Origin of the sequence: Pseudomonas pergaminensis, assembly GCF_024112395.2 — a bacterium.
Taxonomy (GTDB): domain Bacteria; phylum Pseudomonadota; class Gammaproteobacteria; order Pseudomonadales; family Pseudomonadaceae; genus Aquipseudomonas; species Aquipseudomonas pergaminensis.
Genome location: NZ_CP078013.2, coordinates 3,328,385 through 3,349,250 on the forward strand (window position 1 = coordinate 3,328,385; position 20,866 = coordinate 3,349,250).

18 protein-coding genes and 1 pseudogene are annotated in these 20,866 nt (G+C 61.1%); 12 read left to right on the forward strand and 7 right to left on the reverse strand.

Annotation, left to right across the window (positions count from 1 at the left end; genetic code table 11):
* Window positions 1-30: 30 nt before the first annotated feature.
* The 3 genes from msrB (at window position 31) to msrA (ending at window position 3,115) form a co-directional block, all read left to right on the forward strand.
* Entirely contained in the window at window positions 31-531 is a 501-nt protein-coding gene (gene msrB / locus KUA23_RS14985) for a peptide-methionine (R)-S-oxide reductase MsrB (RefSeq protein WP_078048425.1), read from the forward strand.
* Window positions 532-566: 35 nt separating this feature from the next.
* A complete protein-coding gene (locus KUA23_RS14990) occupies window positions 567-2,327 on the forward strand; it encodes a cytochrome c biogenesis protein DipZ (protein ID WP_252992301.1) in 1,761 nt (586 codons plus the stop codon).
* 92 nt (window positions 2,328-2,419) lie between these two features.
* Window positions 2,420-3,115, forward strand: a complete 696-nt coding sequence (gene msrA, locus KUA23_RS14995) for a peptide-methionine (S)-S-oxide reductase MsrA (protein ID WP_099492022.1) — start codon at window positions 2,420-2,422, stop codon at window positions 3,113-3,115.
* Here the strand turns inward: msrA and KUA23_RS15000 are convergent, their stop codons facing one another.
* From KUA23_RS15000 to KUA23_RS15010, 3 genes are all read right to left on the reverse strand, one after another.
* On the reverse strand, window positions 3,116-3,544 hold the full coding sequence (locus KUA23_RS15000) for a nuclear transport factor 2 family protein (RefSeq protein ID WP_099492023.1): 429 nt from the start codon (window positions 3,542-3,544) through the stop codon (window positions 3,116-3,118).
* 112 nt (window positions 3,545-3,656) lie between these two features.
* Complete coding sequence (locus tag KUA23_RS15005; protein WP_252992302.1) at window positions 3,657-4,607, reverse strand: alpha-E domain-containing protein; 951 nt, start codon at window positions 4,605-4,607, stop codon at window positions 3,657-3,659.
* A 2-nt stretch (window positions 4,608-4,609) separates the two neighbouring features.
* Window positions 4,610-6,019 (reverse strand): circularly permuted type 2 ATP-grasp protein, encoded by a 1,410-nt coding sequence (locus KUA23_RS15010; protein ID WP_078048429.1) that lies wholly within the window; start codon window positions 6,017-6,019, stop codon window positions 4,610-4,612.
* Between the two features lie 407 nt (window positions 6,020-6,426).
* Here KUA23_RS15010 and KUA23_RS15015 point away from each other — a divergent pair, with 407 nt between their 5' ends.
* The 3 genes from KUA23_RS15015 (at window position 6,427) to KUA23_RS15025 (ending at window position 7,416) form a co-directional block, all read left to right on the forward strand.
* Entirely contained in the window at window positions 6,427-6,972 is a 546-nt protein-coding gene (locus KUA23_RS15015; RefSeq protein WP_078048430.1) for a hypothetical protein, read from the forward strand.
* An 85-nt stretch (window positions 6,973-7,057) separates the two neighbouring features.
* Window positions 7,058-7,270, forward strand: a complete 213-nt coding sequence (locus tag KUA23_RS15020; RefSeq protein WP_078048431.1) for a hypothetical protein — start codon at window positions 7,058-7,060, stop codon at window positions 7,268-7,270.
* Window positions 7,271-7,281: 11 nt separating this feature from the next.
* A complete protein-coding gene (locus KUA23_RS15025; RefSeq protein ID WP_256578575.1) occupies window positions 7,282-7,416 on the forward strand; it encodes a hypothetical protein in 135 nt (44 codons plus the stop codon).
* Here the strand turns inward: KUA23_RS15025 and KUA23_RS15030 are convergent.
* From KUA23_RS15030 to KUA23_RS15040, 3 genes are all read right to left on the reverse strand, one after another.
* On the reverse strand, window positions 7,407-8,759 hold the full coding sequence (locus KUA23_RS15030; protein ID WP_214497035.1) for a cation:proton antiporter: 1,353 nt from the start codon (window positions 8,757-8,759) through the stop codon (window positions 7,407-7,409). The genes KUA23_RS15025 and KUA23_RS15030 overlap by 10 nt on opposite strands.
* A 101-nt stretch (window positions 8,760-8,860) precedes the next feature.
* A complete protein-coding gene (locus tag KUA23_RS15035) occupies window positions 8,861-12,742 on the reverse strand; it encodes a hypothetical protein (RefSeq protein WP_252992303.1) in 3,882 nt (1,293 codons plus the stop codon).
* 149 nt (window positions 12,743-12,891) lie between these two features.
* Window positions 12,892-13,818, reverse strand: coding sequence for a LysR family transcriptional regulator (locus KUA23_RS15040; RefSeq protein WP_252992304.1), 927 nt, complete (start codon window positions 13,816-13,818; stop codon window positions 12,892-12,894).
* A 113-nt stretch (window positions 13,819-13,931) separates the two neighbouring features.
* Here KUA23_RS15040 and KUA23_RS15045 point away from each other — a divergent pair, with 113 nt between their 5' ends.
* From KUA23_RS15045 to KUA23_RS15070, 6 genes are all read left to right on the forward strand, one after another.
* Window positions 13,932-14,915 carry an aldo/keto reductase gene (locus tag KUA23_RS15045; RefSeq protein WP_078048434.1) on the forward strand — a complete coding sequence of 328 codons (984 nt, stop codon included), beginning with the start codon at window positions 13,932-13,934 and terminating at the stop codon, window positions 14,913-14,915.
* 138 nt (window positions 14,916-15,053) lie between these two features.
* Window positions 15,054-17,048 (forward strand): aminotransferase class I/II-fold pyridoxal phosphate-dependent enzyme, encoded by a 1,995-nt coding sequence (locus KUA23_RS15050; RefSeq protein WP_306428738.1) that lies wholly within the window; start codon window positions 15,054-15,056, stop codon window positions 17,046-17,048.
* Window positions 17,049-17,074: 26 nt separating this feature from the next.
* Window positions 17,075-17,929, forward strand: a complete 855-nt coding sequence (locus KUA23_RS15055; RefSeq protein ID WP_078048436.1) for a transporter substrate-binding domain-containing protein — start codon at window positions 17,075-17,077, stop codon at window positions 17,927-17,929.
* Entirely contained in the window at window positions 17,929-18,633 is a 705-nt protein-coding gene (locus KUA23_RS15060) for an ABC transporter permease (protein WP_078048437.1), read from the forward strand. Before KUA23_RS15055 ends, KUA23_RS15060 begins: the two co-directional genes overlap by 1 nt.
* A 7-nt stretch (window positions 18,634-18,640) precedes the next feature.
* Window positions 18,641-19,339: an ABC transporter permease gene (locus KUA23_RS15065; RefSeq protein ID WP_252992305.1), complete on the forward strand. Its 699-nt coding sequence runs from the start codon at window positions 18,641-18,643 to the stop codon at window positions 19,337-19,339.
* Window positions 19,336-20,334, forward strand: a complete 999-nt coding sequence (locus KUA23_RS15070; protein WP_252992306.1) for a DMT family transporter — start codon at window positions 19,336-19,338, stop codon at window positions 20,332-20,334. Before KUA23_RS15065 ends, KUA23_RS15070 begins: the two co-directional genes overlap by 4 nt.
* On the opposite strand, the pseudogene KUA23_RS15075 reads toward KUA23_RS15070, so the two are convergent.
* A pseudogene (locus KUA23_RS15075) lies at window positions 20,290-20,829 on the reverse strand (TetR/AcrR family transcriptional regulator); the annotation flags it as partial. The gene KUA23_RS15070 and the pseudogene KUA23_RS15075 sit on opposite strands and share 45 nt — an antisense overlap.
* Window positions 20,830-20,866 lie beyond the last annotated feature (37 nt).

Genomic DNA, 20,866 nt, shown 5'->3' on the forward strand with positions numbered 1-20,866 from the left:
CGCTGCGCCAGTCATAAATTGGAGAACATCATGTACTCACGCCGACAACTATTACTGGCCAGTGGCGGCCTCGGCGTCGCCGTCCTGGCCGGCGGCCTGATCAAACAGCTCAACATGGTCACCGAAGCCGAAGCCGCCGAAACCTTCGACGTCACCCACACCGACGCCGAATGGCGCAGCCTGCTGACCGCCGAGCAATACAACATCCTGCGCGAAGCGGGCACCGAACGTCCCTACACCAGCGCCCTCAACGATGAACACCGCGCCGGCACCTTCGCCTGTGCCGGTTGCGCGCTGGCGCTGTTCTCCTCAACCACCAAGTTCGACAGCCATACCGGCTGGCCCAGCTTCTGGCAACCACTGGACAACGCCGTGGCCAGCCATACCGACACCTCTTATGGCGTGGTGCGCAAGGAAATCCACTGCCGTCGCTGCGGCGGCCACCAGGGGCACGTGTTCGATGACGGCCCGGCACCGACCGGGCTGCGTTACTGCATGAATGGCGCCGCCATGACGTTCACGGCGGCTTAGGCCAATGTTATTTCAATCGTATAAGGGAAGATCCCATGTGGCTTCTGGTTCTCGCGTACCTGGGCGGCGTGCTGACAATCGTCAGCCCGTGCATCCTGCCAGTTCTGCCTTTTGTCTTCGCTCGCACCGGGCAGCCGTTTTTGCGCAGTGGCTTGCCGCTGTTAGCGGGGATGGCGGTGACATTCGCCCTGGTGGCCTCGCTGGCGGCAGTGGGCGGCGGTTGGGTGGTGCAAGTCAATCAATACGGGCGCTGGCTCGCGTTGCTGTGCGTTGCCCTGTTCGGACTAACACTGTTGCTGCCGCAACTGTCGGAGCGCCTGACGCGCCCCTTGGTAGCCGCCGGCAGTCGCTTGTCGGAAGCCGCCGGGGCCGATGCCAGGCCGCGCCCAGGAGCGTCGTTCCTGATCGGCGTGGCCACCGGGCTGTTGTGGGCACCCTGCGCCGGACCGATCCTGGGGCTGGTGCTCACCGGCGCCGCGCTGCAGGGCGCCAGCATCGGCACTACCTTGCTGTTGCTGGCCTACGCCGCCGGTGCTGCCACCTCCCTCGCGCTGGCATTGCTGGTCGGCGGTAAAGTCTTTGGCTTCATGAAGCAATCCCTCGGCGCCGGTGAATGGCTGCGCCGTGGCCTGGGTGCGCTGATGCTGGCCGGTGTGGCCGCCATTGCGCTAGGCCTGGATACTGGCGTATTGGCGCGGGTGTCGACCGCATCCACCGGTGGCCTGGAACAAAGCCTGGTGGACAAGCTCAACGCCAAACCGGAACAAAAGGGCGGGGCGATGATGGCCGGGGGCGCGATGATGGCCGCCGCCAACCACAGCGACACCCTGCCGATCGAAGGTGTGCTGCCGCCTCTGGAGGGCGCCGTGCAATGGCTCAACAGCCCGCCACTCACGGCTGAAGCACTCAAGGGCAAAGTGGTGCTGGTGGATTTCTGGACCTACTCCTGCATCAACTGCCTGCGCACCTTGCCGTACGTGAAGGCGTGGGCCGAGAAATACCGCGACCAGGGCCTGGTGGTGATCGGTGTGCACGCGCCGGAATTCGCCTTTGAACGCGATGTGAGCAATGTCACCAAGGCCATGAAGGACCTGGGTATCACTTACCCGGTGGCGATCGACAACAACTACAAGATCTGGCGCGCATTCAACAACCAGTACTGGCCGGCCCATTACTTTGCCGATGCCAAGGGCCAGATTCGCTACCATCACTTTGGCGAGGGCGACTATGCCGAGTCCGAGCGGGTGATCCAGCAGTTGCTGCGTGAAGCCGGGGTCAAGAACGTTGCGGGTGGTTTGATCGAGGCCGACGCCAAGGGCGTGCAACTGGCACCGGACACCCACGAAGTGCAGTCGCCGGAAACCTACCTGGGCTTCCAGCGCGCCGAAAACTTCGTCACCACCGGCACCCTGGCCACCAACCAAGTGGTGAACTACCCGGCCGCCGGTAACCTGGCCCTGAACAACTGGACCCTGGAAGGCCAATGGAACGTCGGCGGCCAGCAAGCCACCCTCGGCCAGGCCGGTGGGCGCATCGTCTACCGTTTCCACGCCCGTGACCTGCACCTGGTGCTCGGCCCTGGCGCCGATGGCAAGCCGGTACGCTTCAACGTCACGGTCGACGGCCAAGCCCCAGGCGCCGCCCACGGCACCGACGTCGCGCCGGATGGCAGCGGCACCGTTACCGAGCAGCGCCTGTACCAACTGGTACGCCAGCCAGGCGCCGTCAAGGACCGAACCTTCACCATCGAATTCCTCGACCCGAACGTATCGGCCTACGCCTTCACCTTCGGCTGACCCGAAAACCGTCACCTCGGTGATATGAAAACCCACCCCCGTAGGAGCCGCTTGCCGGCTCCTACAGTGGACTGTGCTCAGGAGTGAACGCTATGAAGATCTTCAGCTACCTGCCGGTGCTTGCCTTTGCCGCTTTCATCGGGCAAACCCCAGCCTTGTCCTTCGGTGCCTCCGACGATGCCGTCGCCATTGCGCCACCCGCCCTCGACCTGCCCGCAGACAACAGCAACCTGCAAACCGCCGTGTTCGCCGGCGGCTGTTTCTGGGGTGTACAAGGCGTGTTCCAGCATGTGCAAGGCGTAACAAACGCCGTTTCCGGCTACGACGGCGGCGCCGCGAGCACCGCGCAATATGAGTCCGTCAGCGACGGCAACACTGGCCACGCCGAAGCGGTTTCCGTGACCTACGACCCGAGCAAAGTCAGCTACGGCAAGTTGCTGCAGATCTATTTCTCGGTAGCCCACAACCCCACCGAACTCAACCGCCAGGGCCCCGACACCGGTACCCAGTACCGCTCGGCGATCTTTGCGCAGAACGCCGAACAGCAAAAAATCGCCCAGGCCTACATCGCCCAACTGGACGCAGCCAAGTCCTTCGACAAACCCATCGTCACCCACATCGAGACGGGCAAGACGTTCTACCCGGCGGAGTCCTACCACCAGGACTTCCTCACCGAAAATCCGTCCTACCCCTATATCGTGATCAATGACCTGCCCAAAGTGGCGCAACTCAAAAAGCTGTTCCCCGACCAATACCGCGCCGAGCCGGTGCTGGTGAAAAACCAGTAATCAGCCCTTGGCCTTGGCCAGGTACGGCGCCAGGCGCCGGCCCATTTCTTCACCCAGGGCCTGCAGCCCACTCAACGGACGGACCATCACTTCAAACTCGATGATCTGCCCTTGTTCATTGAAGCGGATCAGGTCAATGCCCTTGAGCTGCTTGTCACCGACGCGCGCACTGAACTCCAGCACGACACTGTGGCCGTCGCCACTGGCCAGTTCGCGGTGATAGGTGAAGTCTTCGAATACCTTGATGACGGTGTTGAGGATCATCGACACCACCGGCGCGCCAGGGTAGGGGGTGTGAGCCATGGGCGAGCGGAATACGGCGTCCGGCGCCAGCAGTTCGGGCAGTGCGTTGAGGTTACGATCCGCCAGCATGGCGTGCCAGCGTTGCAGGGTCTGGGCGGCGGCAGGGGTGAGGTTGAGTTCGGACATGCGCGGTACCTGTTCTTATGATGGGAAGGCAGTTCACCTGCCCAACATAAGAGCGGTACCAAAGCAGGGTCAATCACCCGAATTGACAGTTAAGTGATCGCAATGAACAGGGTCAGACCACTTCCAGGTACGAGCTATGAATCGCCCGCGCCAACTCGCGCACGGTGTCGATGAACTCGGTGAGCCGGCTGTGCAACCCGTCCTCCAGAATCTCATCAATCCCCGTGTACCTTAGCCGCGCCTCGAACTCCGCCGCCAACCGCTGCGCCGTGCGCCCATAACTGCCGGGCAGGTCCGCGAGGATAAGGCTCAATTCTTCAATGCACGCATGCAGCGAGCGCGGTACATCGCTGCGCAACAACAGCAGTTCCGACACCGACCGCGCATTCAGTGCGTTCGGGTACAGCTCGGTGTACGCCTCGAATGACGACAGCGCACGGAGCAGGGCGCTCCACTGGTAATAACCGCGTGCCGACAAGTCGCTGACTTCTTCCGATTCCTCGCCGAACATTTCATAACGCGCATCCAGCAAACGCAGGGTGTTGTCCGCGCGCTCGACAAAGGTGCCCAGGCGGATAAACCGATAGGCGTCATTGCGCATGATCGTCCCGGAGGTCGCCCCACGGAACAGGTGCGAACGCTGCTTGACCCAGTCACAGAAGTGGCTGATGCCATGCCGCGCCAGGCCGCCGGCGGCGATGCTGCGCATTTCCAGCCAGGTGGCGTTGAGGTTTTCCCACATGTCGGCGGTTATGCGCCCACGTACCGCGTGGGCATTGCCACGGGCGGCGCGCAGGCAGTTGTAGATGCTCGCCGGGTTTTCTTCGTCGAGGGCGAAGAAGTGCAGCATGCGCTCGGCGTCCAACTGTTTATGACGTTCAAGGTAACTGTCGAGTGTGCCGCTGCTGAGCAACGACATGGCCAGTTCGTCCAGGCCATCGCTGCGTCCGGCCTGGGGCATCAACGACAACGAGTAACTGACTTCCAGCATGCGCGCCAGGTTCTCGGCACGCTCCAGGTAACGGGACATCCAGTACAGATCTGCGGCGGTTCTACTCAACATACTCAGCCCTCCACCACCCAGGTGTCCTTGGTTCCGCCGCCCTGCGACGAGTTGACGATCAACGAGCCTTCCTTAAGCGCCACGCGGGTAAGGCCGCCGGGCACCAGGCGGGTTTCCTTGCCCGAGAGTACAAACGGCCGCAGGTCGATATGCCGTGGAGCGATGCCGTTTTCGACAAAGGTGGGGCACGTGGACAGGCTCAAGGTCGGCTGGGCGATGTAGGCGTGGGGCCTGGCCTTGATGCGCTGGCGGAAGTCCTCGATCTCGGCGGCGCAAGAGGCCGGACCGACCAGCATGCCGTAGCCGCCGGAGCCCTGGGTTTCCTTGACCACCAGTTCCGGCAGGTTGGCCAGGACGTGGGACAGCTCATCGGGCTTGCGGCACTGGAAGGTCGGTACGTTTTGTAGCACCGGTTCTTCATCCAGGTAGAAGCGGATCATTTCCGGCACATAGGGGTAGATCGACTTGTCGTCGGCCACGCCGGTGCCGATCGCATTGGCCAGCACCACATTGCCAGCGCAATAGGCGGCGACCAGGCCGGGCACGCCGAGCATCGATTCGGGGTTGAAGGCCTTGGGGTCAAGGAAGGCGTCGTCGATGCGCCGGTAAATCACGTCCACCGGCTTGGGCCCATCGGTGGTGCGCATGAACACCTTGAGGTCGTGGACGAACAGGTCGGCACCTTCCACCAGTTCCACGCCCATTTCCCGGGCCAGGAACGCATGTTCGAAGAACGCGCTGTTGAAGCGGCCCGGCGTCAGCACCACCACATTGGGGTTGTCCAGGCGGCTGGAGCTCTTGAGGGTCTTGAGCAGCAGGTTGGGGTAGTGGTCCACCGGCGCGATGCGCTGCTTGGCGAACACCTCGGGAAACAGGCGCATCATCATCTTGCGGTCTTCGAGCATGTAGCTCACGCCGCTGGGGGTGCGCAGGTTGTCTTCGAGCACGTAGTAGGTGCCGTCGCCATCGCGCACCAGGTCCACGCCCGAAATATGCGAGTAGATGTCGCGGTGCAGGTCCAGGCCGACCATCGCCTTCTGGTAACCCTCGTTGCCCAGCACCTGGTCCGCCGGAATGATCCCGGCCTTGATGATGCGCTGGTCGTGGTAGATGTCGGCGAGGAACATGTTCAGTGCGTTGACGCGCTGGATACAGCCGCGTTCGATCACGCTCCATTCACTGGCGGGGATGCTGCGGGGGATGATGTCGAAGGGGATCAGGCGCTCGGTGTCTTGCTCGTCGCCATAGAGGGTGAAGGTGATTCCGGCGCGGTGGAACAGCAAATCGGCTTCACGGCGACGCTGGGCCAGCAGTTCCGGCGGCGTATTCGCCAGCCAGCGGGAGAAATCCTGATAATGCGCACGGCACACGCCATCTGCGTCATTCATTTCATCGAAGAAAGATCGAGCCATTCCAGTACCTTGTCAGTGCCGAGGGACGCTTGGGTGGCACTGCCGTTTCAAAAAACGCATTTTTATAAGGGCCGTGGCTAAGGGTGCCAACGGGCCTGGTCCTTACTTTCTTATGGGGTCGGCTCTGGGTCGGGGGGTAACGAATGCTCCTGTATCCGGGCAGATGAAAGGATAAAGCAATGCCTGTGCCGGAACCGTACATTCCTTGTATTGAGCGGGCTTGCCCCGCGCTGGGCTGCGCAGCGGCCCCAGAAAGCGAGGGAGCGCTGCGCACTCCAACGCGGGGCAAGCCCGCTCACCACAAGGGGCAGCGCCTGGCAGGCGCCCCGACTTGGTGCATGAACAAACTTGAACTTCACCTACCCCCGATTCTTCTAACGGGACTCGAACCTGTGTGGAGCACTGTCGTGCCCAGAATCATCTCGCCCAACACGCCGGAGTCGGCCCTGACCGACCACAGCGAACACAACGCCAAGATCTTCGGCTCGCCCAAGGACCGCCTCGATTTCTACCGGCGTGAAATCCAGTACGAAACCACCATCCTCGCCAACCGCACTGACGCCTACCTCACGGCGCAGTCATTCCTGGTGATCGCCTTTGTGTCCGGCATGGGCAACCTCAACCCGGAGTGGGGCAAGCTGTTCACCCTGGTGGTGCCGGTGTTCCTGGTCTCGCTGGGCATTCTCAGTTCCCTCAATGCCTGGCCGGGCATCCGGGCCGCGTATGAAATCATCGACCACTGGCACTACAAGCAGAGCGAACTGCTGCGCAGCGAGCCGGTGATGGGCATGGCCTACGATGAATCGCCGCTGTTCTCCGAAATGGAGTCGTCCCACAAGGGCTACCGCAAGTCGCTGCTGTTCTCCATGCGGGCGCCTTGGCTGTTCATGGTGTTCTGGCTGGTGCTGGGGATCTACGCGTTCTATATCCAGGTCGACAATCCGATCCGGTGAGCAATCGGACGGAACTTCGCCGGTCAGCCCGGCGCCTTACCTTCAGGCCCTGCTGATTTCCCACCGGCCTAAATTGAGGTGACCCATGAGCACAAGCAAAGACCCCCAACTCGATAACCGTAACGATCCGGCCATCGACGGCGGCGAACCGGCCCCGGGTACCGCTGCAGAAGCGCCCAAGGACCCGGTTCCAGCCAAAGACCCCAAGGCCAAGGAAAACGACTACAGTCCAGACTTCAAGCCCGAGCGCGAGCCCAAGCCTGAAACCGATGCTGATATCGACACCCAAGGCGGCTAGAGGAGACGGTCATGTCCAAAGAACTCGACGACGAACTCAACGATCCGGGCAATGAAGACCCGGGTTCGCTGATGGATGATGCAGAAGTGCCGCTCAACGACCTGGATGAAGCGGCAGACGTTGGCAATACCGAGCGTCAAGACTGAGCGTTCGCCTTGGCTCGTCGTTCATACCACACCAGCATCGGCTGGGTACTCAGGCCATGAACGACGATGCTCAGGGCAATCACTGACAAGGTCAGGTTGACCGCCACCGCGCTGCTGGTGCCGATCAAACCGTGGTTGAGCGCGTAGAACAGGTAGTAAATGCTGCCGATCCCGCGAATACCAAACCACCCCATCAGCCCGCGCTGCCGCAGATCGATCAGGCGGCCCCAGGGCATTGCCAGCACGCCCAGCGGGCGGATGACGCAGAACAGCAACGCCGCCACCGGCAGTGCACGCCAATCCCAATGGCTCGCCAGCACGATGCCCAGCACCGTCACCAGGAACACCTCCATTGAACGCTCCACCAGGCTGCCGAACGAGAGCATGTCGCCCATCATCACGCCGGCGGCGATCTGTGTGTCTTTCAGTTCGCTGACATCGCCTTGCAGTGCGCGCTCTGGCTCGACCTCCAGGTGGCCCACCACCGGCAGCGCCAAATGCTCCGACGGTGTCTGCGAATTCCCGGTGGAGCGGAACTCCGCCTGGCGCAGGCCAAGCCCCGCCGCAAACACCGACAGGAAGCCATAACCGCCCACCGCCTCGGCGACGACGTAGGCCAACGCGATCAGTGCCAGCGTCAGGTAGTCATTGGGCGAGAGCGTGCTGTCACTGTTGGTGATGCGCATCCACAGTGTCACACGGCCAATGCCGCGGCCCATCCAGTAGCCGATCAGTAACCCGGCCGGCACAGCCCAAAGCAGATTCTTCAGCACCCAGCCGCCCAGCCAGTCCCCGTCGAAACCGCCGTGCTGCATGAACAGCAGGGCAAAGATCACAAAGGGGAAGGCCGTGCCGTCGTTCAAACCGGCCTCACCGGACAGGCCAAAACGCAGCGCGTCATAGTCTTGGGCGTTATTGACCTGCACCAGGCCTGCCAGTACCGGATCAGTCGGCGCCAGGATTGCGCCCACCAGCAGCGACACGCCCCACGACAACGCAAACAGGTAATGCAGCGCCAGGCAGATGCCGAGGATGGTCAGCAGCATCACCGGCCCGGCCATGCCAAATGCAATGCGCCAGGTCCGGTGCTTGAGCGGCAGGCGCAGTTTCAACCCGCTGACGAACAGCGAAAACAACACCGCGACTTCCGTCAGGTGTTCCATCCAGCGTGCGGAGTTCTTGATATCCAAGTGCAGCAGGTCGACGCCCAGCGGGCCGATCCCCACACCCAGCAGCAGGCACACTGCCGAAGTGGTGACTGGCATCCAGCGCAGGTAGGAGGAGGTGAGGGCAAGGGTGAGCAATACGGCGCCCAGAACGGCCATCCATAGAATAAAAGTCATCGAGCGTGTACCGAGGCCGTGGTCTATGCCTGTTGGAGAACCACGGCCGGGAACAGGTTCAATCTAGTTAAACCGGACTTCTCGTAGATGGCTGACGGTGTTCAACCGAACTTCCTAGGCCGGTAACTGATCGGTAGATCGACCAACTGTGGTTTTTGATTAACGTCGGCAATATTGATTTTAATAACCGAACCATGATGCTTTTCTACGTTCACTACGGCGTCACCGACAAGGCCTGATCGAACCTTGTCATTGGCAAGGTAGTGCGCATAAGTGTCAGCTATTTCTGGGTTTGTTTTTTTCAATGCAGCCAGGTATTCATTTCGTAGTGTTGTGACAGCTGTGGAGTTATGAGTGATGGTGACGGTGCCTTCGAAGGCCTTGACGGGCTTCTTGATAACTTTTTGCATCCGACTGCCGAAAGATCGACTGCCCCCCTCGGCGGAGTGGCATATAAGTAACCTGACATTGTCAAATTTCTGCGGATCTACACCTTTCGATTTCAGCAGCGCTACCAATTGCTCCGCAGAATAGGGTTTGTCATTAATAATGATATCTGCATTGTTTCGCGCGAATACCTTCTTGTTGGAAACATAAGGCTTACCATGGGCAACTATATTGAGGCGGTCCGTTCCCTTATAGGTGTCGTAGAAAACATGCACCTCGGAATCAATGAGCTTGAAATCCTTCATGGCGCCCCCTAGCTGAATGACATTGTCCTGCGCCAACCCCCTGTCCAGCAGGCTCGTTGCGCTGCCCGCCTCGTTAGCCGAATGAGTGAGCCTGGAGGTGTCCGCCGTAAAATCCACTGATTTTCCATAGATTTCTTGAGTCTTTGGGTTGACGCGATACCACTTCTGGTCAGCTTCATTGAATTTGGCAAGTGCTTTGGTATCGGCCGCACCACTCGCCGCTTTGTAGGTTCCTTCGGCGATATCGGCTTTTTTTGTCAGCTTGAGCAGATTCAAGCTGCGATGCGCACCGCGCAGATGGTTGACACCAGTGTAGGCGGCCCCGACGAGCTTACGCGTGCTTTTGAGTGCTAGTCGACTGAGGTCATCAACCCCGCTCAATGGGTTGATCGCACCTATCGCTGCGCGCCCAATAATCTTGACGACCTGAGCCGCTCTTGAAAACCCCGAGGCACCCGCTGCGAATACCAAGGCACCCTTGGCGAGTACACCCGCTGCCAGACCTACGCCAAAGCCAAAGGTATCGAAAAGCACGTCGACAACACCTGCAGCCGTATTACCCTGGCCAAAATTGATGAACGCTGCTCTGAACGGGACAAGCGCCAACCCGACTTTCTCGGCGACCTCATGTGCAAGAACTTCCGTATCAAAGGTTGTGTTGCCCTTGGCGTACGCTTCCACGGCGGGTAGATCCATGTCCTGGATCATCGCATCGACAATGTATCGGGTCCTGTCACTGTTGAAGCTATACGGGGTGCCTTGCGCACCCTTGTGTTCATCTGCAATGTCGCTCTTGTGTGGTCCCTTGGGCGTGATCACGTCGAACTTTTTGCCGGGTTGCGGGATCGTGCCGTTAGTCGGCGGGTATTCCTTATAGCTTTTGCCTGGCAGCTTGGTGATAGTGCCCTTCAAGCGATCAATTTCATAGGTTACGAACTTACCGTCTCGCTCGGTTTCAACCAGGAGGGCGCCCTCATTCACTCGCTCCGGAAAATCAGGCCTGTGGTAAGTGGATTCCCTACGAATTGTCAGCTTTCCGAACTCGAGGTTTTGCCGGTCTGCCAGTGGCTGATTTGAGATCAGCAGCTTGAGTTGTGCCGTTGCGATTGTTTTGACTGACTGCGTGTAATCAAAGATGTGTTCTGCAAAGGCTTGCTGTGGGCGCGGCAGTGCCTTGAGTGTTTCCAACACGTTTTTTATATCTATGGCTTTTGACGCAGATACCCAGGTAGCGGGCTGCCCATCAGGTGGAATTTCACCGACTCCAAAAGTGACGAAGTTAACAACATCACGGCCGGCTGACCCAAAGTTATTGGCCGAATCAGGTGTTCCGAGCAGTGCTCGACCGTCGATGTACAGGTCCAGTATCGAGTAGGGCCCTGGGAAAAACCGGTTGGACGGTTGCAGGGTGATGTTTTTTTCGTCGAACTGTGCCGGCTTTATATCCGGGAAGGCGTTCTTCAATTGCTCCAAGGCAATGGCCTTGGTGGTTGGTAGATCGGTGAGTTGCGTCTCGGCCGCTTCCTTCAACTCGCGAACCTGCTCAGTAAACGCATCGCGTGCGGTCTTCATGTCAGGATCGCTGACCGTGATACCGTTCAAGACAGCCCACTGCTTGATCGCCTTATGCTGCGCCGCGTACTCGATAAATCGCTCTGGGGCGGATATCTCCGCCTTGTCGGCCTCTTGCATTATTTGCGCATAGTCCATCGTGGCGGTGGCCCCAGGGGCTTTGGCTTCGATGCGGGCTACCGCAGTGGTAAAGCTGACCCAACTGTGGGAGCCGACACGGAGTTGCTCGGGAAGGTTCTTGACTAGGAACTCAGGGGCTCGATTTGCCAAAAAAATATGCGTTTGAATCGACGCACTCGCAGGGTCTGACGCATACCCGTGAGCGTGCAACCAATCGCTCATCTGCTTGACGATTTCCGTGGGTTTTTTACCGCTGTCATCCACGGTCACGAGGTCCACGAGAGGGCCGCTGAGTTGACCGCCAAGGTCCACGTTCAAGGCTGCCATTAACCAATCGGTGGCACTGCCTTTGACTAAGCGAGCGTCGAATCGGGCCTGGATCGCTTCACCCAGTGCCTTGCCCCTAGGCGAATCAATCAAGGTTTCGATCAGCTGGCGCGGGTTCTTCAATTCGTCTGGCGTAATCGGCCTGTTATTCAACAGGTATTCCAGAATATTGGCGTGGTCGTCGAAGTCGACGTCGCCGATCTTGCCCGACAGTACATCCGCCCTCAGTTGCAGCTGGCTTTGCGCGTCCAGCGGTTCAGGCCAGGACAAGGCACCCCCTAGGTCACCATGGCGTGCAGCCTTGGGTGCAGGGCTTGAAAGTACGGTTGCCAGGTTCGTCAACTGCGCGTGATCGGTCGGAATATCCCAGTCATGACTCTTCAGGAATTCCAGCAGGCTGACCCCGCCCGATTTAGCCTCATCGGACAGCGGGTAGGTGCTGTCGCTGGAGAGGAAGATCTTCATCGTCTTCAATTCATCGAGTATCTGCCCGTCATATTCAACGCCATTTTTTACAGAATTCGCCAAATGTTGCAGTTCACCGGCGGCCTGATGCCGATTGATAAGATCGCCCAACAGCTCTTTCTGCTCCTGCAGTGCGTCCTGGCTGCGCGATTGGATCAGGTCGGCGGAGGTTGCTGGATCCAGTGCAGTGAAGCCCTGGTTCCGATGAATGTCCTGCGCACGATTGCGCATCGCAAGCACCGAGAGGTCCTGCGGCTCGTTATAGAAACGCCCCACAATACTTAGCGAAACCGGTTCGTCAATCAGCGTTGCCGGGGGCTCGAACGTTGTCTCGGGACGACCCGCTGTAATGACACGCCCCGCTTGGAGGATAGGTTCACTGATGGCGGCCCAGCGGCTGTCCTCTTGCCCGACGGTGTGCCGCACCTGCTTGGGGTCCAAGTCTCTCTTGAGGGTAAACGAAAGTTGACCCGAGACGGGATTGAGCCTGATAGAGGTCAGGCTGATGCCCTTGTCCCGAATCCACTGACGTACCTCGGGTGATTGAAAAGCATCGCGCAGCTGTGCCCACCACTGGCCGAACGTGGAGTGGGGCGGGATGTCGCTGATCTTGACGTCAGCCGTGCCCCGGGCAGCGGTCAGTAAGGCAGCGCGATACTCCGTGGCCAACGCGCGATCTCCTTCGGCCCGCGAGCTTTCGATCACACCGTTGGCGGCGGGTAGTGGGGATGAGCTCATTGGGTGCGCTGCCGAGGAGGATTGTGGCGGTAAAGGCTGCGCAGCGACATGAGCAGAAATTCGGTTCATAAAGGCTATCCACGGGGAAATAGGAGATCGCCATCATTCATTCGGTATAAATGACGGCAGCCTTTTAGTTGTATTCCCTCCAGAAACAATTCCTTGAGCAAAGTCCACAAAACATGTCTGACATTTCACCGGCACCAGCGCGACAGCGCTTAAGTGGATGTCATCAGTTGTGAGCCAATGGTTTTCAGGCGAATCATGTCCATCAACTGCCGCAACCCCGGCTGCGACTGGCGCCGGCTCGGGTAGTACATGCACAGGGGGGCACCCAGGCAGGCCCAGTCGGGCAGCACCTCCACCAAGCGCCCATCCTTGAGTTCCCGCTCGACGCGGTTGGACAGGCAGTAAGCAATGCCCACGCCTTGCAGCGCAGCGTTGACGATGGTCTCGGTGTCGGCCGCGCTGAAGTGGCCGGGCACATCGATACGCTGCTGACGCGCGCCGTTGCCCAGCTCCCACTTGAAGGTGGTCTTGTCGCCCAGGTACATGCGGATGCAGGCGTGTTGCAACAGGTCTTTGGGCACCTGGGGCATGCCACGGCGAGCCAGGTAGGCGGGGGAGGCGACCATGATCCAGCGCAACTCACCGGTCAGCGGCACCGCGACCATGTCCTGGGGCACGGTGGCGCCGTAGCGGATACCGGCGTCGTAGCCCTCGGCGATGATGTCGATCATCTGGTCTTGCACGATCAGGTCCAGGCGCAGTTGCGGGTAGGCGGCGCAGAAATCCCCGAGGATTGGCGCCAGCAGCAACACCGAAGCATCCCGTGGCACGTTGAGGCGCAGGCGGCCGATGGGGGCTTCGCGGTACAGCTCCAGGGTGTCGAGGCCGTCCTTGATAGTGGCAAAACCCTGGGTGAGTTTTTCTGCCAGCAGCGAGCCGGCATCGGTGGGTTCCACGGCCCGGCTGGTGCGATACAGCAGCTTCACCCCCAGGCGGGTTTCCAGGTTGCGCATGGTGTGGCTCAACGCCGAAGTGGTCACGCCCAGTTCGTGGGCGGCATGGCGGAAGCTGCGGCGGCGGATGATGGCCATGAACACGTTGAGATCAGCCAGTTCGGAACGATTGAAGGCAGCCATTTCAAGTCTCTAATGCAGGAGTTCGGCTGCATGCGGCGTTGAGCCCGATTCAACCGTGGATGACTTAGAGTAATTGTTTTTCTAAGCATTATTGCCGCCCACAGGATTTTTTTATGCACGTTGAGACCATCAGAATTGCCGGCATTGACCAAGCGGTCTCGCGCATCGCCCTCGGCACTTGGTCCATGGGCGGGCACCTGTGGGGCGGGGCCGATAACGAGCAGGCCATCCGCACCCTGCGGCATGCGCTGGCCATCGGCATCAATTTGATCGACACCGCACCTGTCTACGGGTTTGGCCTCTCTGAGGAACTGATCGGCAAGGCCCTGCGCGGCGTGCGCCACAGTGCGGTGATCGCAACCAAGGCCGGCCTGCAATGGGACAGCGGCAGCGCCCGGCGCAACGCCACGGCCCAGCGCATTCGCAAAGAAGTCGAAGACTCCCTGAAGCGCCTGGAAACCGACTACATCGACCTGTACCAGATCCACTGGCCCGACCCCTTGGTCGCCCAGGAAGAAACCGCCGATGAACTGGAGCGCTTGCGCCGCGAAGGCAAGATTCTGGCCGTCGGTGTGAGCAACTATTCCTCTGCGCAAATGGACGATTTCAGCCAGCACACTGCGCTGGCCACGGTGCAGCCGCCCTACAACCTGTTCGAACGCGCCATCGACAGCGAGATTCTGCCGTACGCCAAGCAGCATGCCCTGGTGGTGCTTGCCTACGGCCCGCTGTGCCGGGGTTTGCTCACTGGCAGCATGCACTCGGCCACGCGCTTTGCCGGTGATGACGTGCGCAAGCTCGACCCCAAGTTCAAGGCGCCACGCTTCGACCAGTACCTGGCCGCTGTTGCCGCGCTGGACCTGTATGCCCGTGAGTGCCACGGCAAGTCGGTGCTCGCCCTGGCCCTGCGCTGGGTGCTCGACCAGGGCCCAACCATCGCGCTGTGGGGCGCCCGGCGGCCGGAGCAGTTAAAAGGCTACCAGGAGGCCTTCGGCTGGCACCTGACCCCTGAAGACCTGACGCATATCGACCGTATTCTGGCCAGCACGATAAAAGATCCGATCGGCCCGGAATTTATGGCCCCGCCCAAGCGTTAACGACCTCTTTGGACCATAAACGACACGGCCGCAAACTTACCCATTGAACGACTGTTCAGTTTGAACTATGTTGACCGCATCCGCCCGTTTGCCACTCGACGGGTTCGCGCTGTTTCTTCTTGAACAAGAGGCTCTGGCATGCGGTTTTCCCCCTTCGTCGATCGAATTGCAGGGCAGGGCGTCGCCGCCTGGGACATCCACCACGCGGCCTACCAGGCCGCCAGCCGGGGCGAAGACATCATCATCCTCAGCGTCGGCGACCCGGACTTCGCCACGCCAGGTTTCATAACCGAGGCCGCCGTAAGTGCCCTGCGCGAAGGCGACACTCACTACACCGAGATCCCTGGCCGCCCGGCACTGCGCGACGCCATTGCCGCGCGCTACAGCAAGACCCTGCAACGCCCACTGGATGCCGCCAACGTCATCACCGTCGCCGGTGCGCAGAATGCATTGTTCGTGACATCGCTGTGCCTGTTGCAGGCCGGTGACGAGGTGCTGGTGCTCGACCCGATGTACGTCACCTACGAGGCCACGCTCAAGGCCAGCGGCGCAACGCTGGTGCGTGTGCCGTGCTCGCCGGAGTCGGGCTTTCGTCTGGACGCGCAGTTGCTGGCTGCGGCGATCACACCCCGCACACGGGCGATTTTCTTCTCCAACCCGAACAACCCGACCGGCGTGGTGCTGAACCCGCAGGAGTTGCAAGCCATCGCCGACCTGGCCGTCGCCCACGACCTGTGGGTGGTGGTGGATGAGGTCTATGAAAGCCTGGTGTTCGATGGCGAATACCACAGCCTCGCCGCACTGCCGGGCATGGCCGAGCGCTGCGTGGTGATCGGCAGTTTGTCCAAGTCCCACGCCATGACCGGTTGGCGCATCGGCTGGATCATCGCTGCGCCGCAAATGGTCACCCATGCTGAAACCCTGGTGTTGAGCATGCTCTACGGGCTGCCCGGCTTTGTAATGGAGGCTGCGACTGCTGCAGTGCTGGCCCATGACCAAGTGACCCAGGGCATGCGCGAGATTTATCGGCGCCGGCGCGACCTGGTGGTGACGGGGCTCAGTGCTTGCCCAGGCATCAAGGTGCAAGCGCCGCAAGCCGGGATGTTTGTGCTGGTGGATGTGCGTGATACCGGCCTGGGCTCGCTGGATTTCGCCTGGCGTTTGTTTCGCGAAGCTGGGGTGTCGGTGCTGGACGCCGCCGCGTTCGGCGAGCCCGCCCAGGGTTTCGTGCGGTTGTCGTTCACCCTCGGGGAAGCGCGTTTGGCCGAAGCCTGCCAGCGCATCGCGCAGTTCGTCGCCAAGCTGGCCGGTGAGCCGCGTATCGCCGCAGCACCCAGAATCGAGGTGGTGCAACCGGCGCAAGCAAAGAAGATGATCGAGGTCATCGACCTGCATAAACGCTTCGGCAATATCGAGGTGCTCAAGGGCATTTCGCTCACGGCCCACGAAGGCGATGTGATCTCGCTGATCGGCGCCAGTGGATCGGGCAAAAGTACCCTGCTGCGCTGCATCAACATGCTTGAAGTGCCGGACCAGGGCAGCATTCATGTAGACGGCGAGAGCATCAAGCTCAACTACGGCCGCCCTGGCGCACCGCTGGTGGCGGACGCCAAGCAACTGGTGCGCATCCGTTCGACCCTGGGCATGGTGTTCCAGAACTTCAACCTGTGGCCACACCGCACCGTGCTGGAAAACCTTATCGAAGCCCCCACCCAGGTGCTGCGCGAAAGCCGCGCCGAAGCCATCGAACGCGCCGAAGCCTTGCTCGACCGCGTCGGCCTGGCCGCCAAGCGCAATGAGTACCCGGCGTTCCTTTCCGGTGGCCAGCAACAGCGTGTGGCGATTGCCCGCGCGCTGGCCATGCGGCCCAAAGTCATGCTGTTCGACGAACCCACCTCGGCCCTCGACCCGGAACTTGTGGGCGAAGTACTGCGGGTGATCCGCTCCCTGGCCGAGGAAGGCCGCACCATGATCCTGGTCACCCATGAAATGGCGTTCGCCCGGGATGTGTCGTCGAAAGTGGCGTTCCTGCACCAAGGCATGATCGAAGAAACCGGCTCGCCGGATGCGGTGTTTATTGACCCACGCAGTGAGCGTTGCCGGCAGTTCGTCAACGCGCATCAAACTCGCTAACTCCAGAAAAAGACGGGGCAAAAATCATGAAATCCAAGCGTATGGCAACGTGGCTGAGCAGTGCAGTGTTGATGGTGGTCGCAGGTTTCACCTGGGCGGCAGACAAGCCCATCGTGTTTGCGGTGGCGGCCGAACCCTATCCGCCCTTTACCGTGAAGGGCGGCAATGGCCAGTGGTCCGGCTTTGAGGTGGACCTGATCCACAAGCTCTGCGAAGGCATGAAAGCCGAGTGTCAGATCAAGGAAGTGGCGTGGGACGGCATCATTCCCTCGCTGCTGGCGAAGAAAATCGACGTGATTTTCTCCTCGATGTCAGTGACCGACGAGCGCGAAAAACAGATCGCCTTCAGCCGTGCCTACTACGACTCCCTGCTGGGTGTCGCCGGGCCCAAGGGCAGCGAAGTCGAGATCTCCCCGGCGGGCCTCAAGGGCAAGTTGATCGGCGTGCAGATCTCCACCGTCAGTGCCAATTACCTGAAGAAGTACTACGAAAACATCGCCGACCTTAAGTACTACGACACCCAGGAATCGGCCAACGCCGACCTGATCGCCGGGCGTATCGACTACATGATGGCCGACGACACCGCCATCGCCATGATGGTCAAGACCCCCGAAGCCAGCGGCCTGGCGCACATTGCCAGCGTGCCCTACGACCCGATCATCGGGCGCGGCGTCGGCGCCGGTTTGCGCAAGGAAGACACCGCGCTCAAGGCCCGGCTGGACAAAGCCATCGGCGAGTTGCTGGTGAGCAAGGACTATGACGACCTGTCGCAGCACTACTTCGGTTTGTCGGTGAGCCCGTGCAAACGCAGCGATACTCCGGCGTTTGTGAGCAAGACCTGTGACAGCCCGTACCAACAAGTCGCCCAGAAGAGCGAATGATGTTCGACCTTCTCAGCTTTGGCGAACAAGGGTGGGGCAATGCGCTGCTCAAGGGGTTATGGATGACCCTGCAGATCTCCGCCGGCGCCTTCGCGGTCGGCTTGCTGATTGGCCTGGTGGTGGCGTGCGCCAAGCTCAGTGCGCCGCGCCCCATCGCGCTGCTGATGCGCGGCTACACCACAGTGTTTCGCGCGGTGCCGGAGTTGCTGCTGATCCTGCTGCTGTATTACGCAGGCTCCATGGGCCTTAACGCGTTGATGCTGTGGATGGGCTTCGAGCAAGTGAATATCAGCGGCCCGCTGGTGGCGATCCTGGTGCTGGGCCTGGTACAGGGCGCCTATGCCTCGGAGATTTTCCGCGCGGCGATCCTGGCGATTCCCCACGGCCAGATCGAAGCGGCGCGGGCCTTCGGCCTCAGCGGGCTGGGCCTGTTCCGGCGGGTGACGCTGCCGATCATGGCGCCGTTCGCCCTGGCGGGCATGTCCAACCTGTGGATCAACCTGATCAAGGACAGCGCCTTGATCAGCGTGGTCGGCACCAACGAATTGCTCTATACCGCCAAGCAGGCGGCCGGCTCCACGCGCCAGTACCTGCTGTTCTACCTCACGGCCGCCGCCTTGTATTACCTGGTGACGCTGGCTTCCAACTACCTGTCCGGGCGCCTGGAGCGACGTATCCGTCGCTGGATGCCGGTTGTCGAGTGAGCGGCCCATGCCTGAATGGATAAGTTATTACGCCGGCTTGATCGCCAAGGGGTTGCAGACCACCTTGTCGTTGCTGGCGGTATCGGCGGTGCTCGGATTTGCCCTGGCGGTGCTGGTCGCGCTGGCGCGGTTGTCGCGGCGCAAGTGGCTGGCGCGCGGGGCGCTGGCCTACACCAGCGTGCTGCGCGGCACGCCGCTGCTGATCCAGATCTACATTTTCTACTACGGCCTGGGCAGCCTGTTCGCGCAGTTCCCGATGATTCGCGGCAGCTTCCTGTGGCCGTACCTGCGCGACGGTTACTGGTACATCGTGTTTGCCCTGGTGCTGTCGGTCGGCGCCTATGTGGGCGAGGTGATTCGCGGCGGTCTGCTGGCCGTGCCCAAGGGGGAAATGGAAGCCGCCTCGGCCTTCGGCATGACCCCACGCCAGGCGCTGCTACGGGTACGGCTGCCACGGGCGATGCGCCTGTTGCTGCCGACCCTGGCCGGGGAAACGGTGATGCTGCTCAAGTCCACCGCGCTGGCCTCGACCATTGCCGTGGTCGACCTGCTGGGTGCGGCCAACGTGGTGCGCGCGCAGACCCTGCAGATCTACCAGCCATTGCTGCTGGTGGCGGGGGTCTACCTGTGCCTGACCTTCCTGATTGAAGCCGTCTATGCGATTGCCGAACGGCGCGGCACGCCACTGCGCAGGTCGGCCGGATGAAACAGGACCGCTCGCTGCAAGGGATTGCCCTGTGTTCCCTGGCCTACGCATTCCTGGCGCTGCAGGATGCGGTGATCAAATGGCTGGTGGCCGATTACTCGGTGTTCACCATTCTGTTCTGGCGCAGCCTCGTGGTGGTGTTCGCCTGCGTGATGGCGGGGCGCATGGGGCTGTTGCGGCGCGCGTGGACGTCGGTCAGCCGCCGCTTGCTGATCATTCGCGGGCTGTTGTCGTTGCTGGCGTGGTTGCTGTACTACACCGCCGCCAAGGACCTGAGCCTGGCGGAAATGACCACGCTGTATTTCTCCGCGCCGATCATGGTCACGCTGCTGGCGGCGCTGATCCTCAAGGAGCGCGCCAGTCGCGGCCAGTGGATCGCGCTGATCATCGGTTTTGTCGGCGTGGTGATCGCCTGTCGCCCCAGCCATCTGCTCGATCCGGTGCCCATCGCGCTGACATTGGCCGCCGCCTTGTGCTGGGCGTTTACCTATATCCAGTTGCGCCAGGTCGACCCGAGCACCTCGGTATTGGAGCAGATGCTGATCACCAACGTCGTGTTTGTGCTGTGCATGGCGGTGACCTTGCCCTGGACCCATTCGCCATCGCCCACGCCGGCGTGGCTCGGCATGCTGGCGGCGGGCTTGGTGGGCGGTATCGGCCAGTTCCTGTTGTTTGCGAGTTTTCGTCGTGCCACCGCGACGTTGCTGGCGCCGTTCGAATACACCGGATTGATCTGGGCGTTCCTGCTCTCAAGCCTGGTGTGGGGCACGCTCATGGAAGGTTCGCTGATCGTCGGCGCGGTGTTGATCGCCATCAGCGGCACCTTGGCCATGCTCAGTGCGCGGCACCCGGTGTCACAGGATGTGGTCGGCGCCGAATGCGCCGTGACGCAACCCCTGTACCCAGCAGCGGCAGATGTGCAGGCCGTTGGCGGGGCTGAAGGTGCCGGGGTTGAGGCACCCCTCGAGCCAGAGTCCATCGAGCATCGCCGATAGGCCAATGGCCGCCAGGTGGCTGTCGTGGATCACCAGGCGTTCGCTGCGGGCCAGGTCGTCCAGCAGTTGTTGGATCAATGCCAGGTAGGCGTGGTAGCTGTTTTCGTGGGACTGGTTCACGTGGGGCGAGTGGCGGATCAGGCTCCAGAACACCACCCACACGCCGAGCAGGTCGGGGTCCATGACCCTGGGCGAAAACGAGGCGGTGAGGAAGGCGTCGAGCCGTGCGGCGGCGCCATCCGCCAGCTCGACCTGTTCCCACAGGGCGGTGGTCAGCTCGTTGGCGAGCTTTTGGTAGGTCTCGGCGATCAGCGCGTCGATGCTGCCGAAATGGTGGTTGAGCAACCCCACCGAAACCCCTGCTTCGGAAGCGATACGCCGCACGGAAATCCCGGCGTGCCCGTCACGGGCCAGGCAGGTGAGGGTGGCGGCAATCAGCAGGTCGCGGCGCTCGTCGGGGTCGGCACGGCGCAGTTTGGAAGGTTCGACAGTCATGGACAGGCCTTTGAAGAAACACCACAGCGCTCAGGTT